The following is a 22289-nucleotide window of genomic DNA, read 5'->3' as shown; positions in this document are numbered from 1 at the left end:
TCCTGAAATGCAGTGCTTAGAAGTTCACGCCGAGGCTGAGCGCCACGAAATCGCGGTCATCCACGGTGGTGTACTTGCCGTCGAAGAAGTTGGTGTACGCCAGGCTCGCGGTGTAGGTGTTCTGATACTCGGCATCGACGCCCAGACTGACGGCCTTGCGACCTTCCTCGAAGTTGCCGCCAGGGCCTGGCGAGTAGCCGCTGACGTCGTGGGACCAGGCCACGTTCGGCTTGAGGTTCACACCGGCGAAGACATCGTTGTATTCCCAGATCGCACGGCCGCGGTAGCCCCAGGACATCGACGTGGTGAAACCGTCGTTGTCGCAATTGCGGCTGCGGTTGTTCTGCGGCGAACCTGGTCCGGCGCCGTTGATGGTGCCGTTGTTGAGGATGTTGACGCAGGTATTGGTGGTACCGGTGGCTGGCAGCTCGCCCGGGCCATAGACCGGATCGCGGCCATAGCGCTTGTCGGATCGGCTTTCGAGGCCGCCCACGTAAGTCATGCCCACTTCACCCACGAGGGTCAGACGGCTGGCGCCCATGACCTGATCGAAGAAGTGCGTGAAGGTGGTTTGCAGTTGAGTGATTTCCTTGCGCTCGTAGCCATGCAGATCCTGACCCGGCACGCCATTGAGCAGCGATGCGTTGGCGTAAGGGCCACCCAGCGGACGCACGCCGGCGAACAGGATGTCGGTGGAGTTCAGTTGCACCGGTGCATTCGGGCGATAGCTGATCTCACCGCTCCACGCCGTACCGGTAGGCAAGGTGGTGGAGAAGCTCAGACCGTAGAGGCGGATGTCTTCAGGGTATTCGACGAAGTACTTCGAGTTGCCCGCGACCAACAGTGGCCCGAGCGCCTGAAACGGGCCTGGCAATGCGGCTACGGTGTTGTACACCGACTGCGGCGCACCGGTGGCACTGAAGATCGGCGCCCGGCTGTGGTAGTTCATGAAATAGGCACCGAATTCGGTGTCCAGCGGTTCGAACATGTACTTGAGGGACGCGCCCCACTGGCCGCTGTCGCGCGCATCGCGATCGCCGCCGCGCGGCACCAGCACGCCTTCTTCATTGACGTTGACGCCGTTGGCCGCCAATGGCCCCAGGGCAATGGCCGGGATCTGCGAGCGCTTGTTCAGCACCCGCAGGTTGTCGGTGCAACCGTCGGCAATGATGTCCGGCTGGGAGAAGAACGTACCGCAGTTGTCGACGACGGTCTGGTCCCACTCCAGCTGATAGAAGGCTTCGGCCGACAGGTTGTCGGTCAGGCTCTGGGACACGTAGAACATGTTGACCGGGATCAGGCCTTCCTTGATCTCGGCGCCCGGACGACGGAAAGCGGAAACGTCGATCGGGTTGATCGAGTTGATGCCGCCGCCGATGAAGGTACTTTCACCCCAGCTCACCACCTGTTTGCCCAGACGCACGGAGCCCGGCTGATCGGCAATCGCGTAGTTGTGGTAGACGAAGGCGTCGAGGATCTGACCGCCGGCGGACTTGGCGCCTTCCTTGCGGTTGCTGTCGCTGATGTCCTTGAACTCGCGGCTCTCGTCCTTCAGTTCGAAGTCGTACCAGTATTTGCCTCGGACGAACACGCCGGTGTCGCCGTATTTCAGTTCGAGGTCATGGATGCCCTTGAAGATCTTCGAGAAGGTTTCGCCGCTCTTGAAATTGGCATGGCCGTCGTCGGAAGTCTGGGACAGACCGTGACCGCCGTTGTTGACGCCGATGAGGTTCTTGTTCGGGCTCTGGGTGGACCAGCTGGCACCGATCGACAGGGAGGAGTCGAACTGGCCTTCGATTTCACCGACGTTGAAACTGACGCCGAATGCGGGCCCGGCGAGCGAAGAAGCAAGACTGACGGCCAGAGGCAGCTTTGCCCGGCGCCAGAACTGGTTTACTGAGGTCATCGACGCTACTCCATGTGCATTATTGTTATGGCAGTGAGTACTTTTAAAAACGCCTGAAGGACCGGGTGCCAGAGGCTTCCCGAAATCGCTTCAATGTTGCATCGCCCCGTTTGTGCGTGTGCCCCGTTCTTAAAAATCCTTGAGCGGACTATAGCCAGCAGGTGGTACTGCTTGATCCCTCTAAAGTGTGATTTGCAGCTGCCGGCCACTCTGGAACAGTCCTTTCGCCAGTCCGACACATGTCGGCACGGCAAGGATGGCTGAAAATTCGAATTTCACAAGCCAAGCGCTTGCTTGGTGGGTCTGGCGCGCCGTTTTCGGCGCGCCAGCGGACGCTCAGAGCGTCGAGAGGAAGGTGCTGTTGTTGGCCTGCCATTCGGTGATGTCGAGGCGGATGCGCTTCTTGTCGAGTTTGCCGACACTGGTCTTGGGAATTTCAGTAACAAGCGCGATCTGGCTTGGTATCGCCCACTTGCTCAAGTGCCCCAGTTCAACGAACGGCTTGAGGTGTTCCTTCAGCTCGCGCGCCCCGATGGCGTGACCTTCACGAACCACCAGCAAGGCAAACGGACGCTCGCCCCACTGCGGATCGGCGATCCCCACCACTGCTACTTCACGTACCGCGACGTGACGACTGATCAGGTCTTCGAGGTCCAGCGAGGAGATCCATTCGCCGCCGGTCTTGATCACGTCCTTGATCCGGTCGCGGATGTCGATCACACCCATGGCGTCGAGCGTCGCCACGTCGCCGGTGTGCAGCCAGCCGCCGGCCCACAGCTCGGCGCCCTTCTGCGGTTCGTTGAAGTAACCCTCGGTCAGCCACGGTGCGCGCAGTACCAGTTCGCCCTGGGTCTCGCCGTCGGCCGGGAGAAAATTGCCTTCGGTATCGACGATCGCCGCTTCGACCAATGGCCCCGGCACGCCGGCCTTGATCCGATAGGTGGTGCGCTCGTCTTCGGTGCCCGCCATCAACTCATCATTCAGATGCGCGCACGAAACCAGTGGCCCGGTTTCCGACATGCCGTAAGCAGCCGTCAGTTGAATGCCCTTGCTCTTGGCCGTTTCGTAAAGCGTGCGATTGAGCGCACTGCCGCCGATGACGATTTTCCAGCCGCCGAAATCGGTGCCCTGCGCGCCCTTGGCATTGAGCACCATCTGCAGGATGGTCGGCACGCAATGGGAGAACGTGACCTTTTCCTTGCGCCACAACTCGACCAGGAATTCCGGGTCGTAACGCCCCGGGTAAACCTGCTTGAGCCCGAGCATGGTCGCCACATACGGCAGACCCCACGCATGCACGTGGAACATCGGGGTGATCGGCATGTACACGTCGTTGGTGCCCAGCAGCCGCACGCTGTCGATGGCGCCCATGATGGTCGACACGCCCATGGTGTGCAGCACCAGTTGCCGATGGGTGAAGTACACGCCTTTCGGATTGCCGGTGGTGCCCGTGGTGTAGAACGTGGTGGCGACCGAGTTCTCGTCGAAATCCTGAAAGTCGTACTGCGGACTCGCGGCCGCCAGCAGTTGCTCGTATTCGCCCACCAGGTTCGGCAGATCGGCGGTTTTATCCGGCAGATCGGTCAGCAGCAGGGTTTTCTCCACCGTGGACAGGTGTGGCGCAATAGCCTGGTACAGCCCGACGAACTCGCTGTTGACCAGCACGAAGCGGTCCTCGGCGTGGTTCATGGTGTAGAGGATCTGCTCCGGCGACAGGCGCACGTTGATGGTGTGGATCACCGCGCCGATCATCGGAATCGCAAACATGCACTCCAGGTAGCGATGGCTGTCCCAATCCATCACCGCCACGGTGTCACCGGCCTTGACCCCGGCCGCCGTCAGTACGTTGGCCAGCCGCGCGACCCGCTCGATCAGGGTCGGATAGCTGTAGCGCAGCTGGTCACGGTAGATGATCTCGCGGGTTTTCTCGTAACGGGCACCGGACATCAGCAGCCGTTTAATCAGCAGTGGATACTGGTACGCCCCTTCGGCGGGCGGAATGACGCGAGTCTGCAACATAAGAATCCCTTTTCTGACTGCACGGTGTTGGCTTTGGAGTTTCGTACTCTAGAACCGTTATACGTCAGCCAAATCAGCCAAAGGAATGATTTGCAGAGCCGTACAAATGCTAGCTTTGCGCCAGCATTTGCCGAAACAGATGACAGCGCAGAAGGATCAATGCATCTCGGTGAACGCGAGTTTCACGCCGATGGCGATCAGCACCGCGCCCATGGTGCGGTCGAACCAGTGGCCCATGCGGGCGAAACCGGCGCGCACGCGCTGCTGGCTGAACAACATCGCTACCAGGCAGAACCAGGTGGCGGTCGCGGCGGCCAGATAAATGCCGTAACCGGCCTGTACTGTCAGCGGTGTGTGCGGGTTGATCACCACGGTGAACAACGACAGGAAGAACAGCGTGGCTTTCGGGTTCAGGCCGTTGGTCACGAAACCCGAAGTGAACGCGCCACGTGCGGTGCGCTCGCCGGCCTCTTTGTGCAGATCATCGGTCACGGTTTTCGCCGGTTGCGCACGCAGGGCCTTGAAGCCGATGTACAGCAGGTACGCGGCCGCCGCCCATTTCAGGGCGTTGAACAACACGATTGATTGGGAAACGATCAGGCCGATCCCCAGCAAGGAATAACCGACGTGCAGGAAAATCGCCGTGCCCACGCCCAACGCGGTCCAGGTCCCGGCGCGTCGACCATGGGTCACGCTTTCACGCACCACCACGGCAAAATCAGGACCGGGGCTGGCGACGGCCAGCAGGTGAATCAGGGCAACGGTCAAGAATTCGGTCCAGTACATGGGGGCTCCTTTCGGCCAAGCGTAACGAGTTGTTTCATCTGGTAGGCTCGGCAGATTACGCCTTCCCTTCAAAGCACGACAGGTACAGTTGATGACGAACGCCCACCGCGCCGTATTCCTCGATCACCCTTCGCTGGATCTTGGCGATCTCGATCTGAGCCCTTTGCGTGACTGCTTCAGCGGTCTGCAACTGTTCGCCCAGACGCTGCCTGCGCAAGTGAGCGAGCGCCTGCAAGGTGCAACCGTGGCGATCAGCAACAAGATCCTGATCGACGCCGCCGCCATGGCCGCCAACCCACAGCTGAAGCTGATCCTGATCACCGCCACCGGGACCAACAACGTCGATCTGGCCGCCGCCCGCGCCCATGGGATCACAGTGTGCAACTGTCAGGGTTACGGCACCCCGTCGGTGGCGCAGCACACGATCATGCTGCTGCTCAATCTCGCCACGCGCCTGGCCGATTATCAGAAAGCCGTCGGCGAAGGACGCTGGCAGCAGGCGAAACAGTTCTGCCTGCTGGACTACCCGATCGTCGAGCTGGAAGGCAAAACCCTCGGTCTGCTTGGACACGGCGAACTCGGCGGCGCGGTCGCGCGTCTGGCCGAAGCCTTCGGCATGCGCGTGTTGCTGGGGCAGATTCCGGGGCGACCGGCCCGTCCGGATCGCTTGCCGCTGGAAGAATTGCTGCCGCAGATCGACGCTCTCACCCTGCACTGCCCGCTCAACGAACACACTCGGCACTTCATCGGTGCCCGCGAACTCGCCTCGATGAAACCTGGCGCGTTCGTGGTCAACACCGCCCGTGGTGGGCTGATTGACGAACAGGCCTTGGCCGATGCCCTGCGCAGCGGTCATCTGGGCGGCGCGGCCACCGATGTATTGAGCGTCGAGCCACCGACCAACGGCAATCCGCTGCTGGCCGCCGACATCCCGCGCCTGATCATCACCCCGCACAACGCCTGGGGCAGCCGCGAAGCGCGGCAGCGAATCGTCGGCCAACTGGTGGAAAACACCCAGGCGTTCTACAGCGGTAAGGCGCTGCGGGTCGTCAGTTGATAAACTGCGGCACTTTTTTTCACAGGAGCAGTTATGGATCCGCGCAGTGAAGTACTGCTTCGTCAGGCCGAGTTATTCCAGGGTTCGGTGTTGCTGGCCGGTTTGCCTGCCGATGATCTGCTGGGGCGCCTGCCCGAGGCGTTTGGCTGGTGCTGGCACGCAGGCGATCAGGCCGCGCTCGAAGCCCGCTTCGAAGGCCGCAGCCATTTTGGCGTGAACGTGCCGGAACGCGAATTCACCAACGCCGTGGTGTTTCTGCCCAAGGCCAAGGACCTGACCGATTACATCCTCAATGCCGTGGCTTCACGCCTGGCCGGGCGCGAGGTGTATCTGGTCGGGGAAAAACGCAGCGGCATTGAAGGCGCCTCCAAACAGCTCAACCCGTTCGGCAAGCCGCGCAAGCTCGACAGCGCGCGCCATTGCCAGTTGTGGCAAGTGACCGTGGCCAACGCCCCGCAAGCCAAGCCGCTGGAAAGCCTGGCGCAGACCTACGAATTGCCGCTGGCCGAAGGCCCGTTGAAAGTCATCAGTCTGCCGGGCGTATTCAGCCACGGCCGACTGGATCGCGGCAGCGCCCTGCTGCTGGAACATCTGGACAAACTGCCGAGCGGTCATTTGCTGGACTTCGGTTGCGGCGCCGGCGTGCTCGGCGCGGCGGTCAAGCGTCGTTACCCGCACAATCAGGTCACGTTGCTCGACGTTGATGCCTTCGCTGCCGCCAGCAGCCGTTTGACCCTGGCGGCCAACGGTCTGGAAGCCGAAGTATTGACCGGTGACGGCATCGACGCCGCGCCGATGGGTTTGAACGCGATTCTGAGCAACCCGCCGTTCCATGTCGGTGTGCATACCGACTATTTCGCTACCGAAAACTTGCTACGAAAAGCGGCCAAACATCTAAAAAACGGCGGCGAACTTCGCTTGGTTGCCAACAGTTTCCTGAAATATCAACCGCTGATCGAAGAGCATCTCGGGGTCTGTGCGATCAAGGCCGAAGGTAATGGATTTCGGATTTACCGGGCCAAGCGCGGCTGAAAATTAGCACTTGCCGAATGGATTCCGCCTAGGCAGAATCCGCTCCGTCCTAGGGGAGTAGTCTCCCACGAGCGCCATGCTCGTCCGGCATACGTCAACATACTTGATCCTCAGATCATGGCGTATGCGACCCAAGCGTCCGCAGCAGACGGATCGCAGGGTTTGACAAGACCTATGACACGCACACCTTACCCGGGGCGGGAAGGCTGTACGTGTCATAGCCGTGTCGACCCGCCCCTTAGGAAATCCTGATGCTGGACTCGTTACTCGTTCCCACCGCAATCGTTGCCTTGGCCGAAATCGGCGACAAGACGCAACTGCTCGCGCTGATTCTCGCCGCTCGCTTCCGCAAACCCTGGCCGATCATCGCCGGTATCGTGGCTGCGACCCTGGCCAACCACGCGGCAGCCGGTGCGGTCGGCGCCTGGTTCGGCAGCTTCTTCTCCGATTCCGTCCTGCACTGGATTCTCGCCGCAAGTTTCGCCGCCACCGCCCTGTGGACGCTGGTACCGGACAAGATGGATGACGATGAAGCCAGCACCGCCCGCAAGTTCGGGCCATTCCTGACCACGCTGATTGCGTTCTTCCTCGCGGAAATCGGTGACAAGACTCAGATCGCCACCGTGATGCTGGCAGCCCAATACCCGGAGCTGTGGCTGGTAATCATCGGCACCACGGCGGGCATGCTGATCGCCAACGTGCCGGTGGTACTGGCGGGTAATTTTGCAGCGGAAAAACTGCCGCTGACCCTGATTCGTCGACTGGCGGCCTCAGCGTTCCTGATCCTGGCGATTGTCGCTGTATACAAGGCGATGCAGAGCAGCGGCTGGGTTTGATTCCGCAGACTGCTCCCGCACTGAGTGCGGGAGCGATCCTGGCCTCAGGACTTGGGCGCTTTCTCGTAAAGCGGCATGACCTTCGGAATCGCCGCCTGCAACGCAGCCGTGCGGCTGCTGGAAGACGGGTGAGTGCTCATGAACTCCGGCGGCGCGCCTTCAGAGGCCTTGCTCATCTTGTCCCACAAAGTGATGGCGGCGTTCGGGTTGTAACCGGCACGTGCAGCCAGCTCCAGACCGATCAGGTCGGCTTCGTTTTCGTTGGCGCGGCTGTTGGGCAGCGTCATGCCGTAGTTGGCCACGGTGTCGGCCAGCGCCAGGCTGTCCTGACCCAGGCCGAGCAACGCACCGGCGCCCTGCTTGGCCATTTCGATGCCATAGGCCTTGGACATCGCTTCCCGACCGTGCTCGCGCAGGGCGTGGGCGATTTCATGGCCCATGACTGCGGCGATTTCATCGTCAGTGAGTTTCAGGCTGTCGATCAGCCCGGTGTAGAAAATGATCTTGCCGCCAGGCCCGCAGTTGGCGTTGAGCTCGTCGCTCTTGATCAGATTCACTTCCCATTTCCACTGCGCCGCATCCGGACGGAAGTTCGGTGCCTGGGCAATCAAGCGGTTGGCAATCGCCTGAACACGCTTGGCATCGTTGCTGGTCTTGTCCAGTACGCCTTTGCTGGACGCCTCGCCCACGGTCTTCTGATAGGACTGGGCATACATCTGGTCGACCTCTTGCGAGGACAGCATGCTGAACATGTACTGCTTGCGTTCCACGCCCACGGCACCGCCGCTGGTGGTGTTGACCGACTGACAACCGGCCAGCAACAGCGCTGCGCTCAGTGCACTTACAACCAATGTCTTGTTCATTCAAAAGCTCCCTGAAAACCTGTCGCGTATCCTAGGCGGGTAATTGTATCGGCGCCAGATACAACGGACGTGATGCACCTGTTTTCAGAACACGCCCGCCAACCCTGCAGGAAAAAATTCACATCCACCGCCGAGCCCGCTGCAACTGCGTCGTGCACTGGTCCATTTGCGACATCCGGCTGTAATCACTTGCTCCGCACCTCATGGCGCAATCGTGGCTGCCGATACAACAGCGCAGACGTCCTCTCGCGTGCGGAGCTCCCATGAAGTTCAAGTCGATCCAGTTTTCCGTGGCCGCCCTGGCCGGCGCCATCGTGCTCAGCGTGGTCGCCGCGCTGGTGCTGTATGCGCTGTTCTCCGGTGCCCGCACCCAGGAAATGGTCCAGCAACGGACCCAGGCCCAGTTCGAGCAAGTCATCGAACAGCGCCTGACCTCGCTGGCGCAGACTCAGGTCAGCCAGATCCAGCGCGAACTCGAAGCGCCGCTGCTGATTGCCGGCGGACTGGTGCGGGTCAACGCCCTGCTCGGCACACCGGGTGCCGATGGTCAGCCGCGACTGACCGTCAACCGTGAGCAACTGATCAGCCTGATCAAGGAAAACGTCGAGAAGAATCCGAAGATTCTCGGCACTTACATCGGCTGGGAAAAAAACGCACTGGATCACAATGACGCGGCCTACGTCGGCACCCAGGTTGTCGGGATTGATCCTGGCAACGGGCGCTTCCTGCCGTGGTGGTTTCGCAATGACGACGGCACCCTGGGCCTGGACAAACTGGTGGACGTCGACGACCAGAAAGTCCTGTCCACCGGCGTGCGCGCCAGCGAGTACTACCTGTGCTCGAAAGAAACCAAAAAATCCTGCGTGATCGATCCGGCCCCGTACAAGGTCGGCGACAAGATCGTCATGCTCGCCTCCTTTATCGAACCGATCATGCTCAACGGCGCCTTCCAGGGCATCGTCGGCGCCGATCTGTCGGTGAACTTCATCCAGGAAATGCTCCTGAGCGCCAACCAGAAACTGTACAGCGGCGCCGGGCAAATGGCCCTGATCGGCGGCAACGGCCGGATCGTCGCCTACACCAAGGACACGAGCAAATTCGGCGAGAAGGTCAGCGACATCCTCGACGCCCAGCAGATTGCCAACATGGCCAATCTCAAGCGCGGCGAAGTGACTTACACCGTCAATAAAGAGCAAGGCCGGATCGAGTTGTACCTGCCGTTCGGCATCGGCCAGACCGACGCACGCTGGACGCTGATGCTGCAACTGCCGCTCGACGCGGTGATGGCCGATCTGCAAAAGCTCCAAGGCGACCTCGACGCCCAGCGCAAATCCGACACCTTCGGCATGGCCATGGTCGGTCTGATCATTGCCGGCCTCGGCCTGCTGGTGATCTGGCTGGTGGGCCACGGCATCGCCCGTCCGCTCAAACAGATGGTGACCATGCTCGATGACATCGCCCAGGGCGAAGGTGATCTGACCCGTCGTTTGACCAGTGATCGCAAAGACGAACTCGGTTCAATCGCCAAAGGTTTCAATACCTTCCTCGCCAAATTGCAGGGGATGATCACGCAGGTGGTGTCGTCGGTGCAGAGCGTCAGCGATTCCTCGGAGCACACGGCGGACATCGCGATCCGCACCAATATCGGCATTCAGAAACAGATGGCCGAGATCGATCAAGTCGCCACCGCTGTGCAGGAAATGACCGCCACCGCGCAAGACGTGGCGCGTAACGCGACCCAGGCAGCACAAGCCGCCAGCCATGCCGATCAGGCGGCCAGCCAGGGCATGCAGATCGTGCGCGACACCTCCAACTCGATTGGCGTACTGGCCGTGGAAATCGGCAAGGCTGTGGACGTAGTACAGACGCTGGCCAAGGACAGCGAGAACATCAACGCAATCCTCATCGCCATTCGCGGAATCGCCGAGCAGACCAACCTGCTGGCCCTCAACGCAGCGATCGAAGCGGCCCGTGCCGGTGAACAAGGACGCGGTTTTGCGGTGGTGGCCGATGAGGTGCGCAACCTGGCGCAGAAGACCCAGAAGGCCACCGAAGAAATCCAGAGCATGATCCAGCAACTGCAACAGGGCACCCGCGATGTGGTGCGGGTCATGGAAGACAGCCAGAACCGCACCGACGAAAGCGTGCAGCACGCGGCCAAGGCGGCCGAAGCACTGGAAACGATTACTCAGGCGGTTTCGGTGATCAACGACATGAACACCCAGATCGCCAGCGCCGCCGAAGAACAGAGCGCGGTGGCCGACGACATCAACCGCAACGTGATCAACATCGGTCAGGTGGCCAATGAGGTGGCCGGTGGTGCGGATGAATCGAGTTCGGCGAGTGCGGATCTGACCAAACTGGCGGAGCAGCAGCGGCGGTTGATCAACCAGTTCAAGGTCTAGCCGACAGTGATCGTTCCCACGTCGAGGCGTCGAACCGTCCGCGTGGGAATGCCTCAACGGACGCTCCGCGTTCGGCTCTGGATCTGGGGCGCGGAGCGCCCCGGGCTGCATTCCCACGCGGAGCGTGGGAACGATCGAAGGTCTGACCGATCAGGCCGGGGTCAGGCACTCCGGCCCGTTGAGCTTCGGATCATTGACCAGGTTCGCCAGCACCCGCTCGCGCAGGGTGGCAGGTTCACTGGCGAGCAGGCCTTGCAGGACATGCAACGGCGTTTCAGGATCAAGCCATGCCGCCTGCCCCGCCTCATCGAGAATCAACGGCCGGCGCTGACTGGCCGCCGACTGAGTGATCACCGCCGTGCTCAGCCAGACTTGTTCCTGCACCGGATACGCCTCCCAGATCGCCGCAAAAAACAACGAAGCCCCCTCTCCCGGTGTCAGCCAGTACGGCCGCTTGCGCACGTTGCCGCGCCATTCGTAAAACCCGTTGGCCGGCAGCAGGCAACGACGCAAGCGCAGGGCTTCACGGAACATCGGCTGTTCGGCGACGGTTTCGGCCCGGGCATGAGCCGGCGTGCGCGACATGTCGGTCAGCCACGGCGGTGTCAGCCCCCAACGGGCACGGGCCAGCGTGCGCTGGCCGCCGGGTTCGGCGCGCAGCATCAACACCGAATCGTTGGGGGAAATGTTCCACTGCGCCTGCTGATCGGCAGGAAAACCTGGCAGGCTCGCGAAATCGCGGTTCCAGCGAAACAGGGCATAACGTCCACACATGGGGCAGCACGACTCACAAATAAAACGAACGCCAGCCTAACAGACCAGCGTCCCGGGATAGCTGTCCGGTTCATCGCCGGGCAGCGGCAGCGCGGCATTGTACGCACTGATCAGCTCACGGGCGTATTCGGCCTGGTCGTTATCGACCGACAGGCCCAACAGGCCAAAGATCGGCAACTCGCCCGTGCCGCCCAGCAGATCGCGCCCGACCAGATGCGCCTCGATGCCCTCGCTGGCGAGCATACCCTTGAGCATCTCGCCTTCCATCAGGTTTTCCGGTTCGTAGATTCGCTGCATGGCCGCGCCTCACTCGTTTTCGCTGAAGACTTCCAGAAACCAGTCCTCTCCATGGACCTGCAACACAAAGGTGATCGGCCGACAACACACCTGACAGTCTTCAATATAGGTCTGGTCGCCACCGGAGAGATCCACCGTCGTCTCGACCTCTTCACCACAATACGGACATTCATATAGTGCGCTTTCCAGCATCGCGGTCTCCCGGGTGACTTGTGCGTATAATCGCCGGTCTATTTGCAGGGCTATTTTTGTCTGGCTACTTTTTCAGACCGTGCCCCGTTGGTTTTCGATCAAAACCTTTACTTACCCTAGCCGTTTCCAACAAGAGAGCATGATGGGCGAATTCGATGCCATCCGACCTTACGACGACAGCGAAGTACCTGCGGTACTGGCGCGACTGCTCGGCGACAAGGCGTTTCTAGATATCCTCACCCACTTCCGCTTCCCGCGTTTTGCCGGTGCCTTCGGCTGGATGCTCAAACCACTTATAGCCCATCGGCTGCGTCGTGAGTTTGCCGACGTGACCTCCGTGGCCACTTTGCAGGACAAGGTCGAGTTCTACGTCGATCACACCATCGAGCGCGCCACCGACGGCGTGACCTACACCGGTGTCGAGCAATTCAAGTCCGGCAGCGCTTATCTGTTCATCGCCAACCACCGCGACATCGTGATGGACCCGGCCTTCGTCAACTACGCCGTGTACCACGCCGGCTTGCCGACGCCGCGCATCGCGATTGGCGACAACCTGCTGCAAAAGCCGTTTGTCAGCGATCTGATGCGTCTGAACAAGAGCTTCATCGTGCACCGTTCGATCACCGGGCGCCGCGAGAAAATGGCCGCGTATCAACTGCTGTCGGCGTACATCAACCACTCGATCCGCAACGATTGCGCCTCGATCTGGATCGCCCAGGCCGAAGGCCGCGCGAAGGACGGCGACGACCGTACCGAGTCTGCGATCCTCAAGATGTTCCACATGAGTCGCAAGGACGAGCCGTTCGGCGAAGTCATCCAGTCGCTGAACCTGACCCCGGTGTCGATCAGCTATGAATACGACCCGTGCGACCAGGCCAAGGCCCGCGAGCTGTACATCCGCGCCACCACCGGCACCTACAGCAAGGCGCCGGGCGAAGATGACGTGAGCATCGCCAAGGGCATCACCGGCTACAAGGGCCGGGTGCACGTGAACTTCGCCGCGCCGATCACCGAGCTGTTCGAAGACACCAAGCAATTGGCGGTCGAAATGGACAAGCAGATTCTCGGCGGCTACCGGTTGTTCCCGGTGCATTACCTGGCGTACGCGCAGTGGGCGGATGCCGATCCGCAATTGAACGTGCCGAAGGCTGCCGAGGTGTTTGGTGCCGAGGAACTGGCCAAGGCCCAGGAAGAATGGCGGAGCCGTCTGGACGCCTGCCCCGAGGAACATCGTCCGTATCTGGTGCTGCAATATGCGACGCCGGTGCGTAATCAATACCGGGTCAAGGCTGGACTGCCGCTGTAAGCGGTGTCGGCCGGATACAAGAACGGCGCCTTCGGGCGCCGTTCTTCGTTCAGAAGCGGGTACTGATCCAGGACACCAGCAGCGCCAGGCCCAGGCAGGCAAAACCGAAGCGGTAGAAGAAGCGGTTCATGCGCAGGGTCGCCCAATCGAGCACCGGCTCCTGATTCGGCTGACTCTGACGCTGGGCCGCGATACTGGCCATCGCCCGTTGTTCACGGCGACGGGTCGCGTGCAGCAACCAACTGCCGGGGAAGGCCAGCAGCAGGGCGAGCAGGTTGATCAGTTTGGCGGGATGGGCGGTAAACAGCGTCATCAAGTGCAGCGACATCACAGACCTCAATCTAAACCGGTATGGCGAGCGCCAGACCGACGACCGCGGCGCGGATTCTACCGAAACACTCCCTGACTGCCCTACCCTTTACGACAAATAACCCATCAATCGACCGATGGCTGTCCTGTGTCACGGCATCGTCATTAGTTTCAGTCACCCTGCGCGCCTCGAAACCGACATGGAACGCGACATGCTTCACGCTGAAAACCAGGATCGCCTGTACCTCATCTCCCCGTCCGACGAGCAGCAAACCCTCGTCGGCAGCCTGGCCTTCAATGTTCAGGACCGCCACTGGCTGGTGTATTGCGCCCTCGGCGGCCATCAGCACGCGGACTTGCCCGAGACTGATTTGCTGACCGGCGTCAGCGTTCTCGACTTCTATTCACAAGCCGCCTGAACGAAAAAGCCCGGAGCCATCACTGGCTCCGGGCTTTTTCACAGCAACCGGATACTTACTCGGCGAGGACCTGACCCACGGTCGGATCCTTGAACAGACGGGTCAGCGCATCGCTCAGCACATCGCTGACCAGTTTGGTGTTGGTTTCCTGGTTCGGCGCCATGCCGAAACGCTGGTCCAGCGAGGCACCGTAACGGCCGCTATAGCGACGGTTGGCGTTCTGCACGTCGGAGCGGAAGGTGGCGCCGATGGTGGCTTCGGTCACGTACATGCCTTCCTTCGGCGACTGGTATTTCAGTTCGGCCAGGGTCACGGTCAGTTGCGGTGCATTGGGCGCGTTGTTGGTCGGGGTGAACCCGAGCAGACGCACGGCGGCTTCAGCCTGGGCCTGCAACTTCGGCAGGATCTGCTCGCGCTGCACGGTGATGGCGCTGGTTTCCGGGTACAGGCCGCCACGGGTGCCGAGAGTTGGCGACGGACGACCGTCGACGACGCGAACCACGACAGGCTGGCCATGGCCGACCGGTGCCAGCTGAGTGGTCAGCTTCGGTTCCGGGCTCAGTTGTTGCGGGCTGTGGGCGCAGCCAACCAGGGTCAAACTGGTCACAGTGATCAAACCGAACAACAGGCGTTGCAACATGCTCTTCTCTCCAGAATCAGGCACAGACAGGCCGGCAGTATAGCGGTGGGCCACTGTGGGTCACCAGCACTGAAATCTCTGACAAAACCCGCTGCCAGCGGTTCCTGTCACACATTCGTCACCCCCCATACACGTGCGCGTCACGGCCCTTTGCCAATCTTCCTCACAGATCCCCAAAAGGAGCACTGCCATGCGCTATCTGATCTCGTTGTTCGCCCCACGCCCACTGCACCGCAGCTTCGCCCTGCTCGACCGCAACGGCCATTGCCAGGCCTTCAAGCAATGCAGCCTGCAACCAATGGGTGACGGCTGGGTGGAAATCGAGGAAATCCGTCTCAACTGGCTGCACCAGCCACTGCCCGCCAGCGCCCGGGTCGAACAGCAGCGCCCACGCGCACGGGCTCAGGCGATGTTGAGCATCTGACCGGATGCCTAATAAAAGTCATTAAACTCGACCAACTCCGCGCATTTCTTCGATACAATCTCCCCCCGATTATAAGGACGTCTCCTGATCGGGCCCCGCAACAGCGTCAATGCGCTTGCATTGGCATCCAAATCGCCCACAGAGAGCCGCCCACACAGATCGAGTGAAGCTGGCGTGCTTGCTGTTTCCCTGGCAAATCCCGCTTTTCGCGAATCTGCAGAGCTGTCATGACGCTCGGCCACTGAGTTGTTTGCCCCTCCGGGCACGGTGCCAGCCCCGGACAGCCCTTTTTGAGGTTCACGTCTTCAAAAGAGCGTGAAAAAAACGGGTTTTCACAACTTCACAAGAGTGTGGCGAGCAAATGAATAGTTTTGCGTCTGAACATGCACCATTAGCGTCTGAAACAGCCCAACGACACAGGAACGGGAACGCCTCGACTACCGGAGCCTGAAGCCTGTCCGCTACGGATTTGGTTGCACAAACGGATGTCTCGACCATAAGTCGAATTGCCAGCCCCGTGCCGAAATGAGTTCATGGGACTCTTGAAGCCAGGCCGCACGCATCCGTCGAAGTTGCGAAAAATTGCGAAGATTCGGACATGGCACACCTGACCAAGGATACCCGGGGCTCAACTGACCTGCCCTGGACGCCTGGCAGCCATGCCGACAATTTGGTGCTGCAGATTTTGGAGACGCGTTAAATGGCGCATAACGAAGCAGTCGACGTAGTTCTGGTTGGGGCCGGCATCATGAGTGCCACCCTCGCAGTACTGCTCAAGGAACTCGACCCGGCGATCAAGCTGGAAGTCGTCGAGCTGATGGATTCCGGTGCCGCGGAGAGTTCCAACCCATGGAACAACGCCGGTACCGGCCACGCCGGCCTGTGCGAGCTGAACTACACGCCGCAGGCTGCCGACGGCACCGTCGACATCAAGAAAGCCGTGCACATCAACACCCAGTTCGAGGTGTCGAAGCAGTTCTGGTCGTACCTGACCAGGAAAGGCACGTTCGGCTCGTGCAAATCCTTTATCAGCCCGGTGCCGCACCTGAGTTACGTCGAGGGTGAGAAAGGCGTGTCGTTCCTCAAGGAACGTTTCAATACGCTGCGCAAGCACCACGCCTTCGCCGACATGGAATACACCGAAGACAAGGCGAAGATGACCGAGTGGATGCCGCTGATGATGCCGGGTCGTCCAAAAGACCAGGTACTCGCCGCCACCCGCGTGATCAACGGCACCGACGTCAACTTCGGCGCCCTGACCAATCAGTTGCTCAAGCACCTGACCAGCGCCCCCGATGCCCAGGTCAAGTACTGCAAGCGCGTGACCGGCCTCAAGCGTAACGGCAATGGCTGGACCGTCAGCATCAAGGACGTCAACAGCGGCAGCAGCCGTGAAGTCGACGCCAAGTTCGTGTTCCTCGGCGCCGGTGGCGCGGCCCTGCCGCTGCTGCAGGCTTCGGGCATCGAAGAAAGCAAAGGCTTCGGCGGCTTCCCGATCAGCGGCCAGTGGCTGCGCTGCGACAACCCGGAAGTGGTCAAGCATCACCAGGCCAAGGTTTACAGCCAGGCCGCCGTGGGTTCGCCTCCGATGTCGGTACCGCACCTGGACACCCGCGTGGTCGACGGCAAGAAATCCCTGCTGTTCGGGCCATACGCCGGCTTCACCACCAAGTTCCTCAAGCATGGCTCCTTCATGGACCTGCCGCTGTCGGTTCGCGCCAGCAACATCGGGCCGATGCTGGCCGTGGCGAAAAACAACATGGACCTGACCAAGTACCTGGTCAGCGAAGTGATGCAGTCGATGGAACAGCGCCTGGAATCCCTGCGCCGTTTCTACCCCGAGGCGAAAGCCGAAGACTGGCGCCTGGAAGTGGCCGGCCAACGGGTGCAGATCATCAAGAAAGACCCGAAAAAAGGCGGCATCCTGCAGTTCGGTACCGAACTGGTGGCCGCGAAGGACGGCTCCCTCGCCGCCCTGCTCGGTGCTTCGCCGGGTGCTTCGGTGACCGTATCGATCATGCTGGAACTGATCGAGAAGTGCTTCCCGGCCAAGGCCAAGGGTGAATGGGCTGCCAAACTGGCGGAAATCTTCCCGGCCCGTGAAAAGGTCCTGGAAACCGACGCTGCGCTGTATCGCAAGATCAACACGCAGAACAACATTGCGCTTGAACTGGTGGAAGAAAGCAGCGAGACCCCAAGCTTCGCTTGATATTGCGACATAAAAAACGCCCCGCACTCAGTGAGTGCGGGGCGTTTTTTTATGCCTTGGGAACGCCGCGGATATCAGCCGCGCGCTTTCTCGATCAGCTCGATGTATTCCGCAGCGTTGCGTTGATCGCGGATCTGGTCGATGAAAGTCTTGCCGTGCTCGTCCTTGCCATCGACGTCATAACCGGCTTCGACGAAGAACGTCAGGAAACGCTCGAAATCGTCGATGCGCAGGCCACGGTAGGCCTTGACCAGTTTGTGCAGCGACGGCGAAGTGGCGTCGACCGGCTCAAAATCGAGGAACAGCTTGATCTGCTCATCGCCGATCTCGTCACCAATCACTTGCTTCTTATCTTTACGCATTGCCGACTCCAGCTCGCAGACATTTCACGGGGCGGGCAGTTTACCCCTGCGCAGGCACAAGGCTCAACGCGAGCGCGTACTGCCGGTGTGCAAATCGGCCCAGATGTGGCCGTTGGCGTAACTGAGAAATTGCACGTAGACCGTATCGTTGCGCAACAGATCGATCACCACCCGGTACTGGGCCAGCGGGTAGTAGAGCGTGAGAGTCTTGCTCTTGTCGTCATACACAGGTTTTTTCAGGCTTTTACTTTCGCCATCAAAGTTGACCAGCACCTGATTGATCGTCGCGCCCTTGTTCAGGGATTTGCCCTTCAGGCGGATCATCAACGCCGAGGTCACCGGGATTGGCTGCTGATTGGACTGGCGTTGGGCGCCGACCACCACGGAATAGTCGGTAACCTGCAACAGTTGCTGCTGCTCGGGTTCCGCATCACGCAGGGTCAGGTCGTCCGGCGGCAGGAATTGACTGTGCATCGGGGCGGCGGCCAGGGGCAGGCTGAGGGTCAGCAACAGGGCGGCGCAGCTGCGGATCAAGAGGCTCATGACAGGCTCCGGGGGGCGGGGCCGAGCACTTTAGCAGCCTTTAAAGCAAAAGATCGCAGCCCGGGGCTGCGATCTTTCAGGGGTTCTCACATGCCTTTGACGGCGAAGATCCCGTTAGCGTTGCGCCAGTAGCCTTTGTAGTCCATGCCGTAACCGAAGATGTAACGGTCGATGCACGGCAGACCAACGAAGTCGGCTTTCAGGTCAGGACGGGCCTTGCGGTCGTGATCCTTGTCGATCAGCACCGCGGTGTGCACTTTGCGCGCGCCGGCGTGACGGCAGAAGTCGATGATCGCGCCCAGGGTGTGACCTTCGTCGAGGATGTCGTCGATGATCAGCACGTCGCGGTCGATGAACGAGACTTCAGGCTTGGCTTTCCAGAACAGGTCGCCGCCGCTGGTTTCGTTGCGATAGCGGGTGGCGTGCAGGTAGGACGCTTCCAGCGGAAACTGCAGATGGGTCAGCAGTTTGCCGGAGAAGATCAGGCCGCCGTTCATCACGCAGAACACCACCGGGTTGCTGTCGGCCAGTTGTTCGTTGATTTGTGCACCGACACGGGCAATGGCAGCCTCGACTTCAGCTTCGGTGTACAGGCAGTCAGCCTCTCGCATGATTTGACGGATATGCTCGAGATCAGCGGACATGGCGCTCTCCAGGGGGGTCTGTTTCGGAAAAGCGAGCAAAGGTACGCATCAACCGGGGCCGAATCAAGCATTTGTGGACTAACGTACTGTATGTCCTATAGGACATCATCCTCGGATAGATTAATCTAGGCCGGTTTTTTTGCCCGCCGCCGGAGCCTTTCCCCATGTCCATCCAAGAGATCCGCCATCCGCTGATCCGTCACAAACTTGGCCTTATGCGCCGTGCAGACATCAGCACCAAGAATTTCCGCGAACTCGCGCAGGAAGTCGGTGCCCTGTTGACCTATGAAGCGACCAAAGACCTGCCGCTGGAAACCTACGATATCGAAGGTTGGTGCGGCACCGTGTCGGTCGAGAAAATCGCCGGCAAGAAGATTACCGTCGTGCCGATCCTGCGTGCCGGCATCGGCATGCTCGAAGGCGTGCTGAGCCTGATCCCGGGTGCGAAGGTCAGCGCCGTCGGCGTTGCCCGTAACGAAGAAACCCTGCAGGCCCACACCTATCTGGAAAAACTGGTTCCGGAAATCGACGAACGCCTGGCCATGATCATCGACCCGATGCTTGCCACCGGCAGCTCCATGGTTGCGACCATCGACCTGCTGAAGAAGGCCGGTTGCAAGGACATCCGTGCGATGGTGCTGGTTGCCGCGCCGGAAGGCATCGCCGCTGTCGAGAAAGCTCACCCGGACGTGATCATCTACACCGCGTCCATCGATCAGAAACTCAACGAGCACGGCTACATCATTCCTGGGCTTGGCGATGCCGGTGACAAGATCTTCGGCACCAAGCAGAAGGACGCGTAAGCATGCAGCAAGAGTTCAACGATCCGCTCTGGCGCACCGTGCTGTCCGGCGCACAGATGCTGTTCGTGGCTTTCGGCGCCCTGGTGCTGATGCCACTGATCACGGGCCTGGACCCGAACGTGGCACTGTTTACCGCGGGTCTGGGAACGATCCTGTTCCAGATCGTCACCGGGCGTCAGGTGCCGGTATTCCTGGCGTCGAGCTTCGCTTTCATCACCCCGATCATTCTCGCCAAGGGCCAGTTCGGCCTCGCCGCGACCATGGGCGGCGTGATGGCGGCCGGTTTCGTCTACACCTTCCTCGGCCTGGCCGTGAAGATCAAAGGCACCGGGTTCATTGACCGTTTGCTGCCGCCGGTGGTGATCGGCCCTGTGATCATCTCCATCGGTCTGGCCATGGCGCCGATTGCCGCGAACATGGCGATGGGCAAGGCCGGCGACGGTTCGGAACTGATCCATTACCAGACCGCCATGATGATCTCGATGCCGGCGCTGCTGACCACATTGATCGTGGCGGTGTTCGGCAAGGGCATCTTCCGTCTGGTGCCGATCATTTCCGGCGTGCTGGTGGGTTTTGCCCTGTCCTTCTACTTCGGCGTAGTCGACACCGCGAAAATTGCCGCGGCACCGTGGTTCGCCCTGCCGGCCTTCACCGCACCGGAGTTCAACTGGCAGGCAATCCTGTTCATCGTCCCGGTAGCTTTGGCCCCGGCCATCGAACACATCGGCGGCGTGATTGCCGTCGGCAGCGTGACGGGTCGCGACTACCTGAAGAAGCCGGGCCTGCATCGCACCCTGCTCGGTGACGGTATCGCCACCACCGCAGCCGGCCTGTTCGGCGGCCCGCCTAACACGACCTACGCGGAAGTCACCGGCGCAGTGATGCTGACCAAGAACTACAACCCGAAAATCATGACCTGGGCGGCGATCTTCGCCATCAGCCTGGCGTTCATCGGCAAGTTCGGCGCCCTGCTGCAAAGTATTCCGGTGCCGGTGATGGGCGGGATTCTGTGCCTGCTGTTCGGTTCGATCGCGGCGGTGGGGATGAACACCTTGATCCGTCACAAGATCGACCTGGGTGAGGCGCGCAATCTGGTGATCGTTTCGGTGACCCTGGTGTTTGGTATCGGTGGCGTGCTGGTCGGCACCGGCACCGGTCCCGACGACTTCGGTCTCAAAGGCATCGCGCTGTGCGCGGTGGTGGCGATTGCGTTGAACCTGCTGCTGCCGGGTAATGATGGCTGGAAGCAGAAGAAGGCGGATGAGCCGCTGATCTAAGCATTGGCTTCAAGATCGTTCCCGCGCGGATCACCCCACACTGATCGTTCCCACGCTCTGCGTGGGAACGCCTCTGGGGACGCTCCGCGTCCAGTGACGCGGAGCGTCACGGGCTGCATTCCCACGCGGAGCGTGGGAACGATCAATCATCGACGATCATTAAAGGGCCAATGGCGCCCGTTCACAAAGTGTTGCCAACGCCTTCGCCCATTGCGGGTCATCATTCAGGCACGGCACCAGCACCAGCTCCTCTCCCCCCGCTTCGCAGAACTGTTCCTTGCCGCGATCGCCGATCTCTTCCAGGGTCTCGATGCAATCGGCAACAAACGCCGGGCACATCACCAGAATCTTCTTCACGCCGCTTTTGGCCAGCTCATCCAGCCGCGCTTCGGTGTAGGGCTCGATCCATTTCGCCCGGCCCAGCCGCGACTGAAACGACACCGACCACTTGCCGTCCGGCAGCCCCATACGCTCAGCGAACAACGCCGCTGTGCGCAGACATTGGGCGCGATAACAGGTGGCCAATACGGCAGCCGAGGCGTTTTTGCAGCAATCTTCATTCTTGAAGCAATGATTGCCGGTCGGGTCGAGCTTGGTCAGGTGCCGCTCAGGCAAACCATGGAAGCTCAGCAACAGGTGATCGTAATCCTGCTGCAAGTGCGGTTTGGCGCTGGCCACCAGGGCGTCGAGGTATTCCGGTTGATCGTAGAACGGCTGCAACACCGACAGTTGCACATCGAGTTTTTTCTCGCGCACCACCCGCTTGGCTTCTTCGATCACCGTGGTGGTGGTGCTGTCGGCGAACTGTGGATAAAGCGGCGCTAGGGTGATGCGTCTGTGCCCCGCCGCGACCAGCTTCAACAGGCTTGTCTCAATCGACGGCTCGCCGTAACGCATGGCCAGCTCAACCGGACCGTGAGTCCACTGCGCCTTCATCTGCTGTTGCAGGCGACGACTGAGTACCACCAGCGGCGACCCTTCGTCCCACCAGATCGAGGCGTAGGCGTGGGCCGACTGCTCCGGGCGCTTGATCAGAATCAGCGACACCAGCAGACGCCGCACCGGCCACGGCAGGTCGATCACGTAAGGATCCATCAGGAATTGATTGAGATAGCGGCGCACGTCGGCCACCGAAGTGGAGGCCGGCGAACCCAGGTTGACCAGAAGCAAGGCGTGATCGGTCATG

General features: G+C 60.7%; 23 protein-coding genes, 1 pseudogene and 1 riboswitch. Of the genes and pseudogenes, 11 read left to right on the top strand and 13 right to left on the bottom strand.

All coding sequences use genetic code 11. The annotated features are described in order from the left end of the window. Positions 1-16: 16 nt before the first annotated feature. The 3 genes from BMZ46_RS00255 to BMZ46_RS00245 form a co-directional block, all read right to left on the bottom strand. Complete coding sequence (locus BMZ46_RS00255; RefSeq protein WP_039766283.1) at positions 17-1906, bottom strand: DUF1302 domain-containing protein; 1890 nt, start codon at positions 1904-1906, stop codon at positions 17-19. A 336-nt stretch (positions 1907-2242) separates the two neighbouring features. Next, positions 2243-3925 (bottom strand): fatty acid--CoA ligase, encoded by a 1683-nt coding sequence (locus BMZ46_RS00250; RefSeq protein WP_074690993.1) that lies wholly within the window; start codon positions 3923-3925, stop codon positions 2243-2245. Between the two features lie 156 nt (positions 3926-4081). Further along, positions 4082-4711 (bottom strand): LysE family translocator, encoded by a 630-nt coding sequence (locus BMZ46_RS00245; protein ID WP_074690992.1) that lies wholly within the window; start codon positions 4709-4711, stop codon positions 4082-4084. A 91-nt stretch (positions 4712-4802) separates the two neighbouring features. Between BMZ46_RS00245 and BMZ46_RS00240 the strand changes: the two genes are divergently transcribed. The 3 genes from BMZ46_RS00240 (at position 4803) to BMZ46_RS00230 (ending at position 7636) form a co-directional block, all read left to right on the top strand. Next, positions 4803-5768: a 2-hydroxyacid dehydrogenase gene (locus BMZ46_RS00240; protein ID WP_074690991.1), complete on the top strand. Its 966-nt coding sequence runs from the start codon at positions 4803-4805 to the stop codon at positions 5766-5768. Positions 5769-5801: 33 nt separating this feature from the next. Continuing rightward, the gene (locus tag BMZ46_RS00235) at positions 5802-6800 is read left to right on the top strand and encodes a class I SAM-dependent methyltransferase (RefSeq protein ID WP_074690990.1); all 999 of its coding nucleotides are present in this window, start codon (positions 5802-5804) and stop codon (positions 6798-6800) included. Between the two features lie 40 nt (positions 6801-6840). Continuing rightward, positions 6841-6963, top strand: a riboswitch (yybP-ykoY riboswitch). An 88-nt stretch (positions 6964-7051) separates the two neighbouring features. Continuing rightward, entirely contained in the window at positions 7052-7636 is a 585-nt protein-coding gene (locus tag BMZ46_RS00230) for a TMEM165/GDT1 family protein (protein WP_007956837.1), read from the top strand. Between the two features lie 44 nt (positions 7637-7680). Here the strand turns inward: BMZ46_RS00230 and BMZ46_RS00225 are convergent, their stop codons facing one another. Next, positions 7681-8499, bottom strand: coding sequence for a M48 family metallopeptidase (locus BMZ46_RS00225; RefSeq protein WP_039766290.1), 819 nt, complete (start codon positions 8497-8499; stop codon positions 7681-7683). A 203-nt stretch (positions 8500-8702) separates the two neighbouring features. On the opposite strand from BMZ46_RS00225, the pseudogene BMZ46_RS29690 reads away from it, so the two are divergent. Together BMZ46_RS29690 and BMZ46_RS29685 are read left to right on the top strand one after the other, a co-directional pair. Further along, a pseudogene (locus BMZ46_RS29690) lies at positions 8703-10046 on the top strand (HAMP domain-containing protein); the annotation flags it as partial. A 15-nt stretch (positions 10047-10061) separates the two neighbouring features. Next, a complete protein-coding gene (locus tag BMZ46_RS29685) occupies positions 10062-10904 on the top strand; it encodes a methyl-accepting chemotaxis protein (RefSeq protein ID WP_371850996.1) in 843 nt (280 codons plus the stop codon). A 150-nt stretch (positions 10905-11054) separates the two neighbouring features. Here BMZ46_RS29685 and BMZ46_RS00215 read toward each other — a convergent pair whose 3' ends face one another. The 3 genes from BMZ46_RS00215 to BMZ46_RS00205 are packed head-to-tail and all read right to left on the bottom strand — an operon-like array spanning position 11055 to position 12167. After that, a complete protein-coding gene (locus BMZ46_RS00215) occupies positions 11055-11678 on the bottom strand; it encodes an SOS response-associated peptidase (RefSeq protein WP_074690988.1) in 624 nt (207 codons plus the stop codon). Positions 11679-11714: 36 nt separating this feature from the next. After that, on the bottom strand, positions 11715-11975 hold the full coding sequence (locus BMZ46_RS00210; RefSeq protein ID WP_011335895.1) for a putative signal transducing protein: 261 nt from the start codon (positions 11973-11975) through the stop codon (positions 11715-11717). A 9-nt stretch (positions 11976-11984) separates the two neighbouring features. Beyond that, complete coding sequence (locus tag BMZ46_RS00205; protein WP_020799766.1) at positions 11985-12167, bottom strand: CPXCG motif-containing cysteine-rich protein; 183 nt, start codon at positions 12165-12167, stop codon at positions 11985-11987. Positions 12168-12309: 142 nt separating this feature from the next. Here BMZ46_RS00205 and BMZ46_RS00200 point away from each other — a divergent pair, with 142 nt between their 5' ends. After that, positions 12310-13473, top strand: a complete 1164-nt coding sequence (locus BMZ46_RS00200) for a 1-acyl-sn-glycerol-3-phosphate acyltransferase (RefSeq protein WP_170844873.1) — start codon at positions 12310-12312, stop codon at positions 13471-13473. Between the two features lie 49 nt (positions 13474-13522). On the opposite strand, the gene BMZ46_RS00195 is transcribed toward BMZ46_RS00200, so the two are convergent. Beyond that, positions 13523-13801, bottom strand: coding sequence for a hypothetical protein (locus tag BMZ46_RS00195; protein ID WP_007951673.1), 279 nt, complete (start codon positions 13799-13801; stop codon positions 13523-13525). Between the two features lie 193 nt (positions 13802-13994). On the opposite strand from BMZ46_RS00195, the gene BMZ46_RS00190 reads away from it, so the two are divergent. Beyond that, positions 13995-14201 (top strand): hypothetical protein, encoded by a 207-nt coding sequence (locus BMZ46_RS00190; protein ID WP_039766399.1) that lies wholly within the window; start codon positions 13995-13997, stop codon positions 14199-14201. Between the two features lie 55 nt (positions 14202-14256). Here BMZ46_RS00190 and BMZ46_RS00185 read toward each other — a convergent pair whose 3' ends face one another. Beyond that, on the bottom strand, positions 14257-14841 hold the full coding sequence (locus BMZ46_RS00185) for a YajG family lipoprotein (protein ID WP_007951676.1): 585 nt from the start codon (positions 14839-14841) through the stop codon (positions 14257-14259). A gap of 190 nt (positions 14842-15031) precedes the next feature. Between BMZ46_RS00185 and BMZ46_RS00180 the strand changes: the two genes are divergently transcribed. Further along, complete coding sequence (locus BMZ46_RS00180; protein WP_039766297.1) at positions 15032-15265, top strand: hypothetical protein; 234 nt, start codon at positions 15032-15034, stop codon at positions 15263-15265. Between the two features lie 700 nt (positions 15266-15965). Then, positions 15966-17474, top strand: a complete 1509-nt coding sequence (gene mqo, locus BMZ46_RS00175) for a malate dehydrogenase (quinone) (RefSeq protein ID WP_074690986.1) — start codon at positions 15966-15968, stop codon at positions 17472-17474. Positions 17475-17548: 74 nt separating this feature from the next. On the opposite strand, the gene BMZ46_RS00170 is transcribed toward mqo, so the two are convergent. The 3 genes from BMZ46_RS00170 to BMZ46_RS00160 all read right to left on the bottom strand — a co-directional run bounded on the left by BMZ46_RS00170 (position 17549) and on the right by BMZ46_RS00160 (position 19023). Beyond that, a complete protein-coding gene (locus BMZ46_RS00170; protein ID WP_065261225.1) occupies positions 17549-17836 on the bottom strand; it encodes a PA4642 family protein in 288 nt (95 codons plus the stop codon). A 63-nt stretch (positions 17837-17899) separates the two neighbouring features. Further along, positions 17900-18379, bottom strand: coding sequence for a hypothetical protein (locus tag BMZ46_RS00165; protein ID WP_074690985.1), 480 nt, complete (start codon positions 18377-18379; stop codon positions 17900-17902). Between the two features lie 86 nt (positions 18380-18465). Beyond that, the gene (locus BMZ46_RS00160; RefSeq protein ID WP_007951681.1) at positions 18466-19023 is read right to left on the bottom strand and encodes a hypoxanthine-guanine phosphoribosyltransferase; all 558 of its coding nucleotides are present in this window, start codon (positions 19021-19023) and stop codon (positions 18466-18468) included. Positions 19024-19187: 164 nt separating this feature from the next. Between BMZ46_RS00160 and upp the strand changes: the two genes are divergently transcribed. Then, positions 19188-19826 (top strand): uracil phosphoribosyltransferase, encoded by a 639-nt coding sequence (upp, locus tag BMZ46_RS00155; RefSeq protein WP_007951682.1) that lies wholly within the window; start codon positions 19188-19190, stop codon positions 19824-19826. Between the two features lie 2 nt (positions 19827-19828). Then, on the top strand, positions 19829-21103 hold the full coding sequence (locus BMZ46_RS00150; RefSeq protein WP_039766305.1) for a uracil-xanthine permease family protein: 1275 nt from the start codon (positions 19829-19831) through the stop codon (positions 21101-21103). 159 nt (positions 21104-21262) lie between these two features. Here the strand turns inward: BMZ46_RS00150 and hemH are convergent, their stop codons facing one another. Continuing rightward, positions 21263-22288 (bottom strand): ferrochelatase, encoded by a 1026-nt coding sequence (gene hemH, locus BMZ46_RS00145; RefSeq protein WP_039766307.1) that lies wholly within the window; start codon positions 22286-22288, stop codon positions 21263-21265. Between the last annotated feature and the right edge of the window lies 1 nt (position 22289).

It is taken from the genome of Pseudomonas sp. NFIX49 (assembly GCF_900115915.1).
GTDB lineage: Bacteria > Pseudomonadota > Gammaproteobacteria > Pseudomonadales > Pseudomonadaceae > Aquipseudomonas > Aquipseudomonas pharyngis.
The sequence above is the reverse complement of the archived record's forward strand: the minus strand, read 5'-3'. Positions and strand labels throughout refer to the sequence as shown.

What these genes read in the sequence shown, in the direction of transcription:
- BMZ46_RS00255 (WP_039766283.1), bottom strand. Translation starts at nt 1,906, where the DNA reads ATGACCTCAGTAAACCAGTTCTGGCGCCGGGCAAAGCTGCCTCTGGCC.
- BMZ46_RS00250 (WP_074690993.1), bottom strand. Translation starts at nt 3,925, where the DNA reads ATGTTGCAGACTCGCGTCATTCCGCCCGCCGAAGGGGCGTACCAGTAT.
- BMZ46_RS00245 (WP_074690992.1), bottom strand. Translation starts at nt 4,711, where the DNA reads ATGTACTGGACCGAATTCTTGACCGTTGCCCTGATTCACCTGCTGGCC.
- BMZ46_RS00240 (WP_074690991.1), top strand. Translation starts at nt 4,803, where the DNA reads ATGACGAACGCCCACCGCGCCGTATTCCTCGATCACCCTTCGCTGGAT.
- BMZ46_RS00235 (WP_074690990.1), top strand. Translation starts at nt 5,802, where the DNA reads ATGGATCCGCGCAGTGAAGTACTGCTTCGTCAGGCCGAGTTATTCCAG.
- BMZ46_RS00230 (WP_007956837.1), top strand. Translation starts at nt 7,052, where the DNA reads ATGCTGGACTCGTTACTCGTTCCCACCGCAATCGTTGCCTTGGCCGAA.
- BMZ46_RS00225 (WP_039766290.1), bottom strand. Translation starts at nt 8,499, where the DNA reads ATGAACAAGACATTGGTTGTAAGTGCACTGAGCGCAGCGCTGTTGCTG.
- BMZ46_RS29685 (WP_371850996.1), top strand. Translation starts at nt 10,062, where the DNA reads ATGATCACGCAGGTGGTGTCGTCGGTGCAGAGCGTCAGCGATTCCTCG.
- BMZ46_RS00215 (WP_074690988.1), bottom strand. Translation starts at nt 11,678, where the DNA reads ATGTGTGGACGTTATGCCCTGTTTCGCTGGAACCGCGATTTCGCGAGC.
- BMZ46_RS00210 (WP_011335895.1), bottom strand. Translation starts at nt 11,975, where the DNA reads ATGCAGCGAATCTACGAACCGGAAAACCTGATGGAAGGCGAGATGCTC.
- BMZ46_RS00205 (WP_020799766.1), bottom strand. Translation starts at nt 12,167, where the DNA reads ATGCTGGAAAGCGCACTATATGAATGTCCGTATTGTGGTGAAGAGGTC.
- BMZ46_RS00200 (WP_170844873.1), top strand. Translation starts at nt 12,310, where the DNA reads ATGGGCGAATTCGATGCCATCCGACCTTACGACGACAGCGAAGTACCT.
- BMZ46_RS00195 (WP_007951673.1), bottom strand. Translation starts at nt 13,801, where the DNA reads ATGTCGCTGCACTTGATGACGCTGTTTACCGCCCATCCCGCCAAACTG.
- BMZ46_RS00190 (WP_039766399.1), top strand. Translation starts at nt 13,995, where the DNA reads ATGCTTCACGCTGAAAACCAGGATCGCCTGTACCTCATCTCCCCGTCC.
- BMZ46_RS00185 (WP_007951676.1), bottom strand. Translation starts at nt 14,841, where the DNA reads ATGTTGCAACGCCTGTTGTTCGGTTTGATCACTGTGACCAGTTTGACC.
- BMZ46_RS00180 (WP_039766297.1), top strand. Translation starts at nt 15,032, where the DNA reads ATGCGCTATCTGATCTCGTTGTTCGCCCCACGCCCACTGCACCGCAGC.
- mqo (WP_074690986.1), top strand. Translation starts at nt 15,966, where the DNA reads ATGGCGCATAACGAAGCAGTCGACGTAGTTCTGGTTGGGGCCGGCATC.
- BMZ46_RS00170 (WP_065261225.1), bottom strand. Translation starts at nt 17,836, where the DNA reads ATGCGTAAAGATAAGAAGCAAGTGATTGGTGACGAGATCGGCGATGAG.
- BMZ46_RS00165 (WP_074690985.1), bottom strand. Translation starts at nt 18,379, where the DNA reads ATGAGCCTCTTGATCCGCAGCTGCGCCGCCCTGTTGCTGACCCTCAGC.
- BMZ46_RS00160 (WP_007951681.1), bottom strand. Translation starts at nt 19,023, where the DNA reads ATGTCCGCTGATCTCGAGCATATCCGTCAAATCATGCGAGAGGCTGAC.
- upp (WP_007951682.1), top strand. Translation starts at nt 19,188, where the DNA reads ATGTCCATCCAAGAGATCCGCCATCCGCTGATCCGTCACAAACTTGGC.
- BMZ46_RS00150 (WP_039766305.1), top strand. Translation starts at nt 19,829, where the DNA reads ATGCAGCAAGAGTTCAACGATCCGCTCTGGCGCACCGTGCTGTCCGGC.
- hemH (WP_039766307.1), bottom strand. Translation starts at nt 22,288, where the DNA reads ATGACCGATCACGCCTTGCTTCTGGTCAACCTGGGTTCGCCGGCCTCC.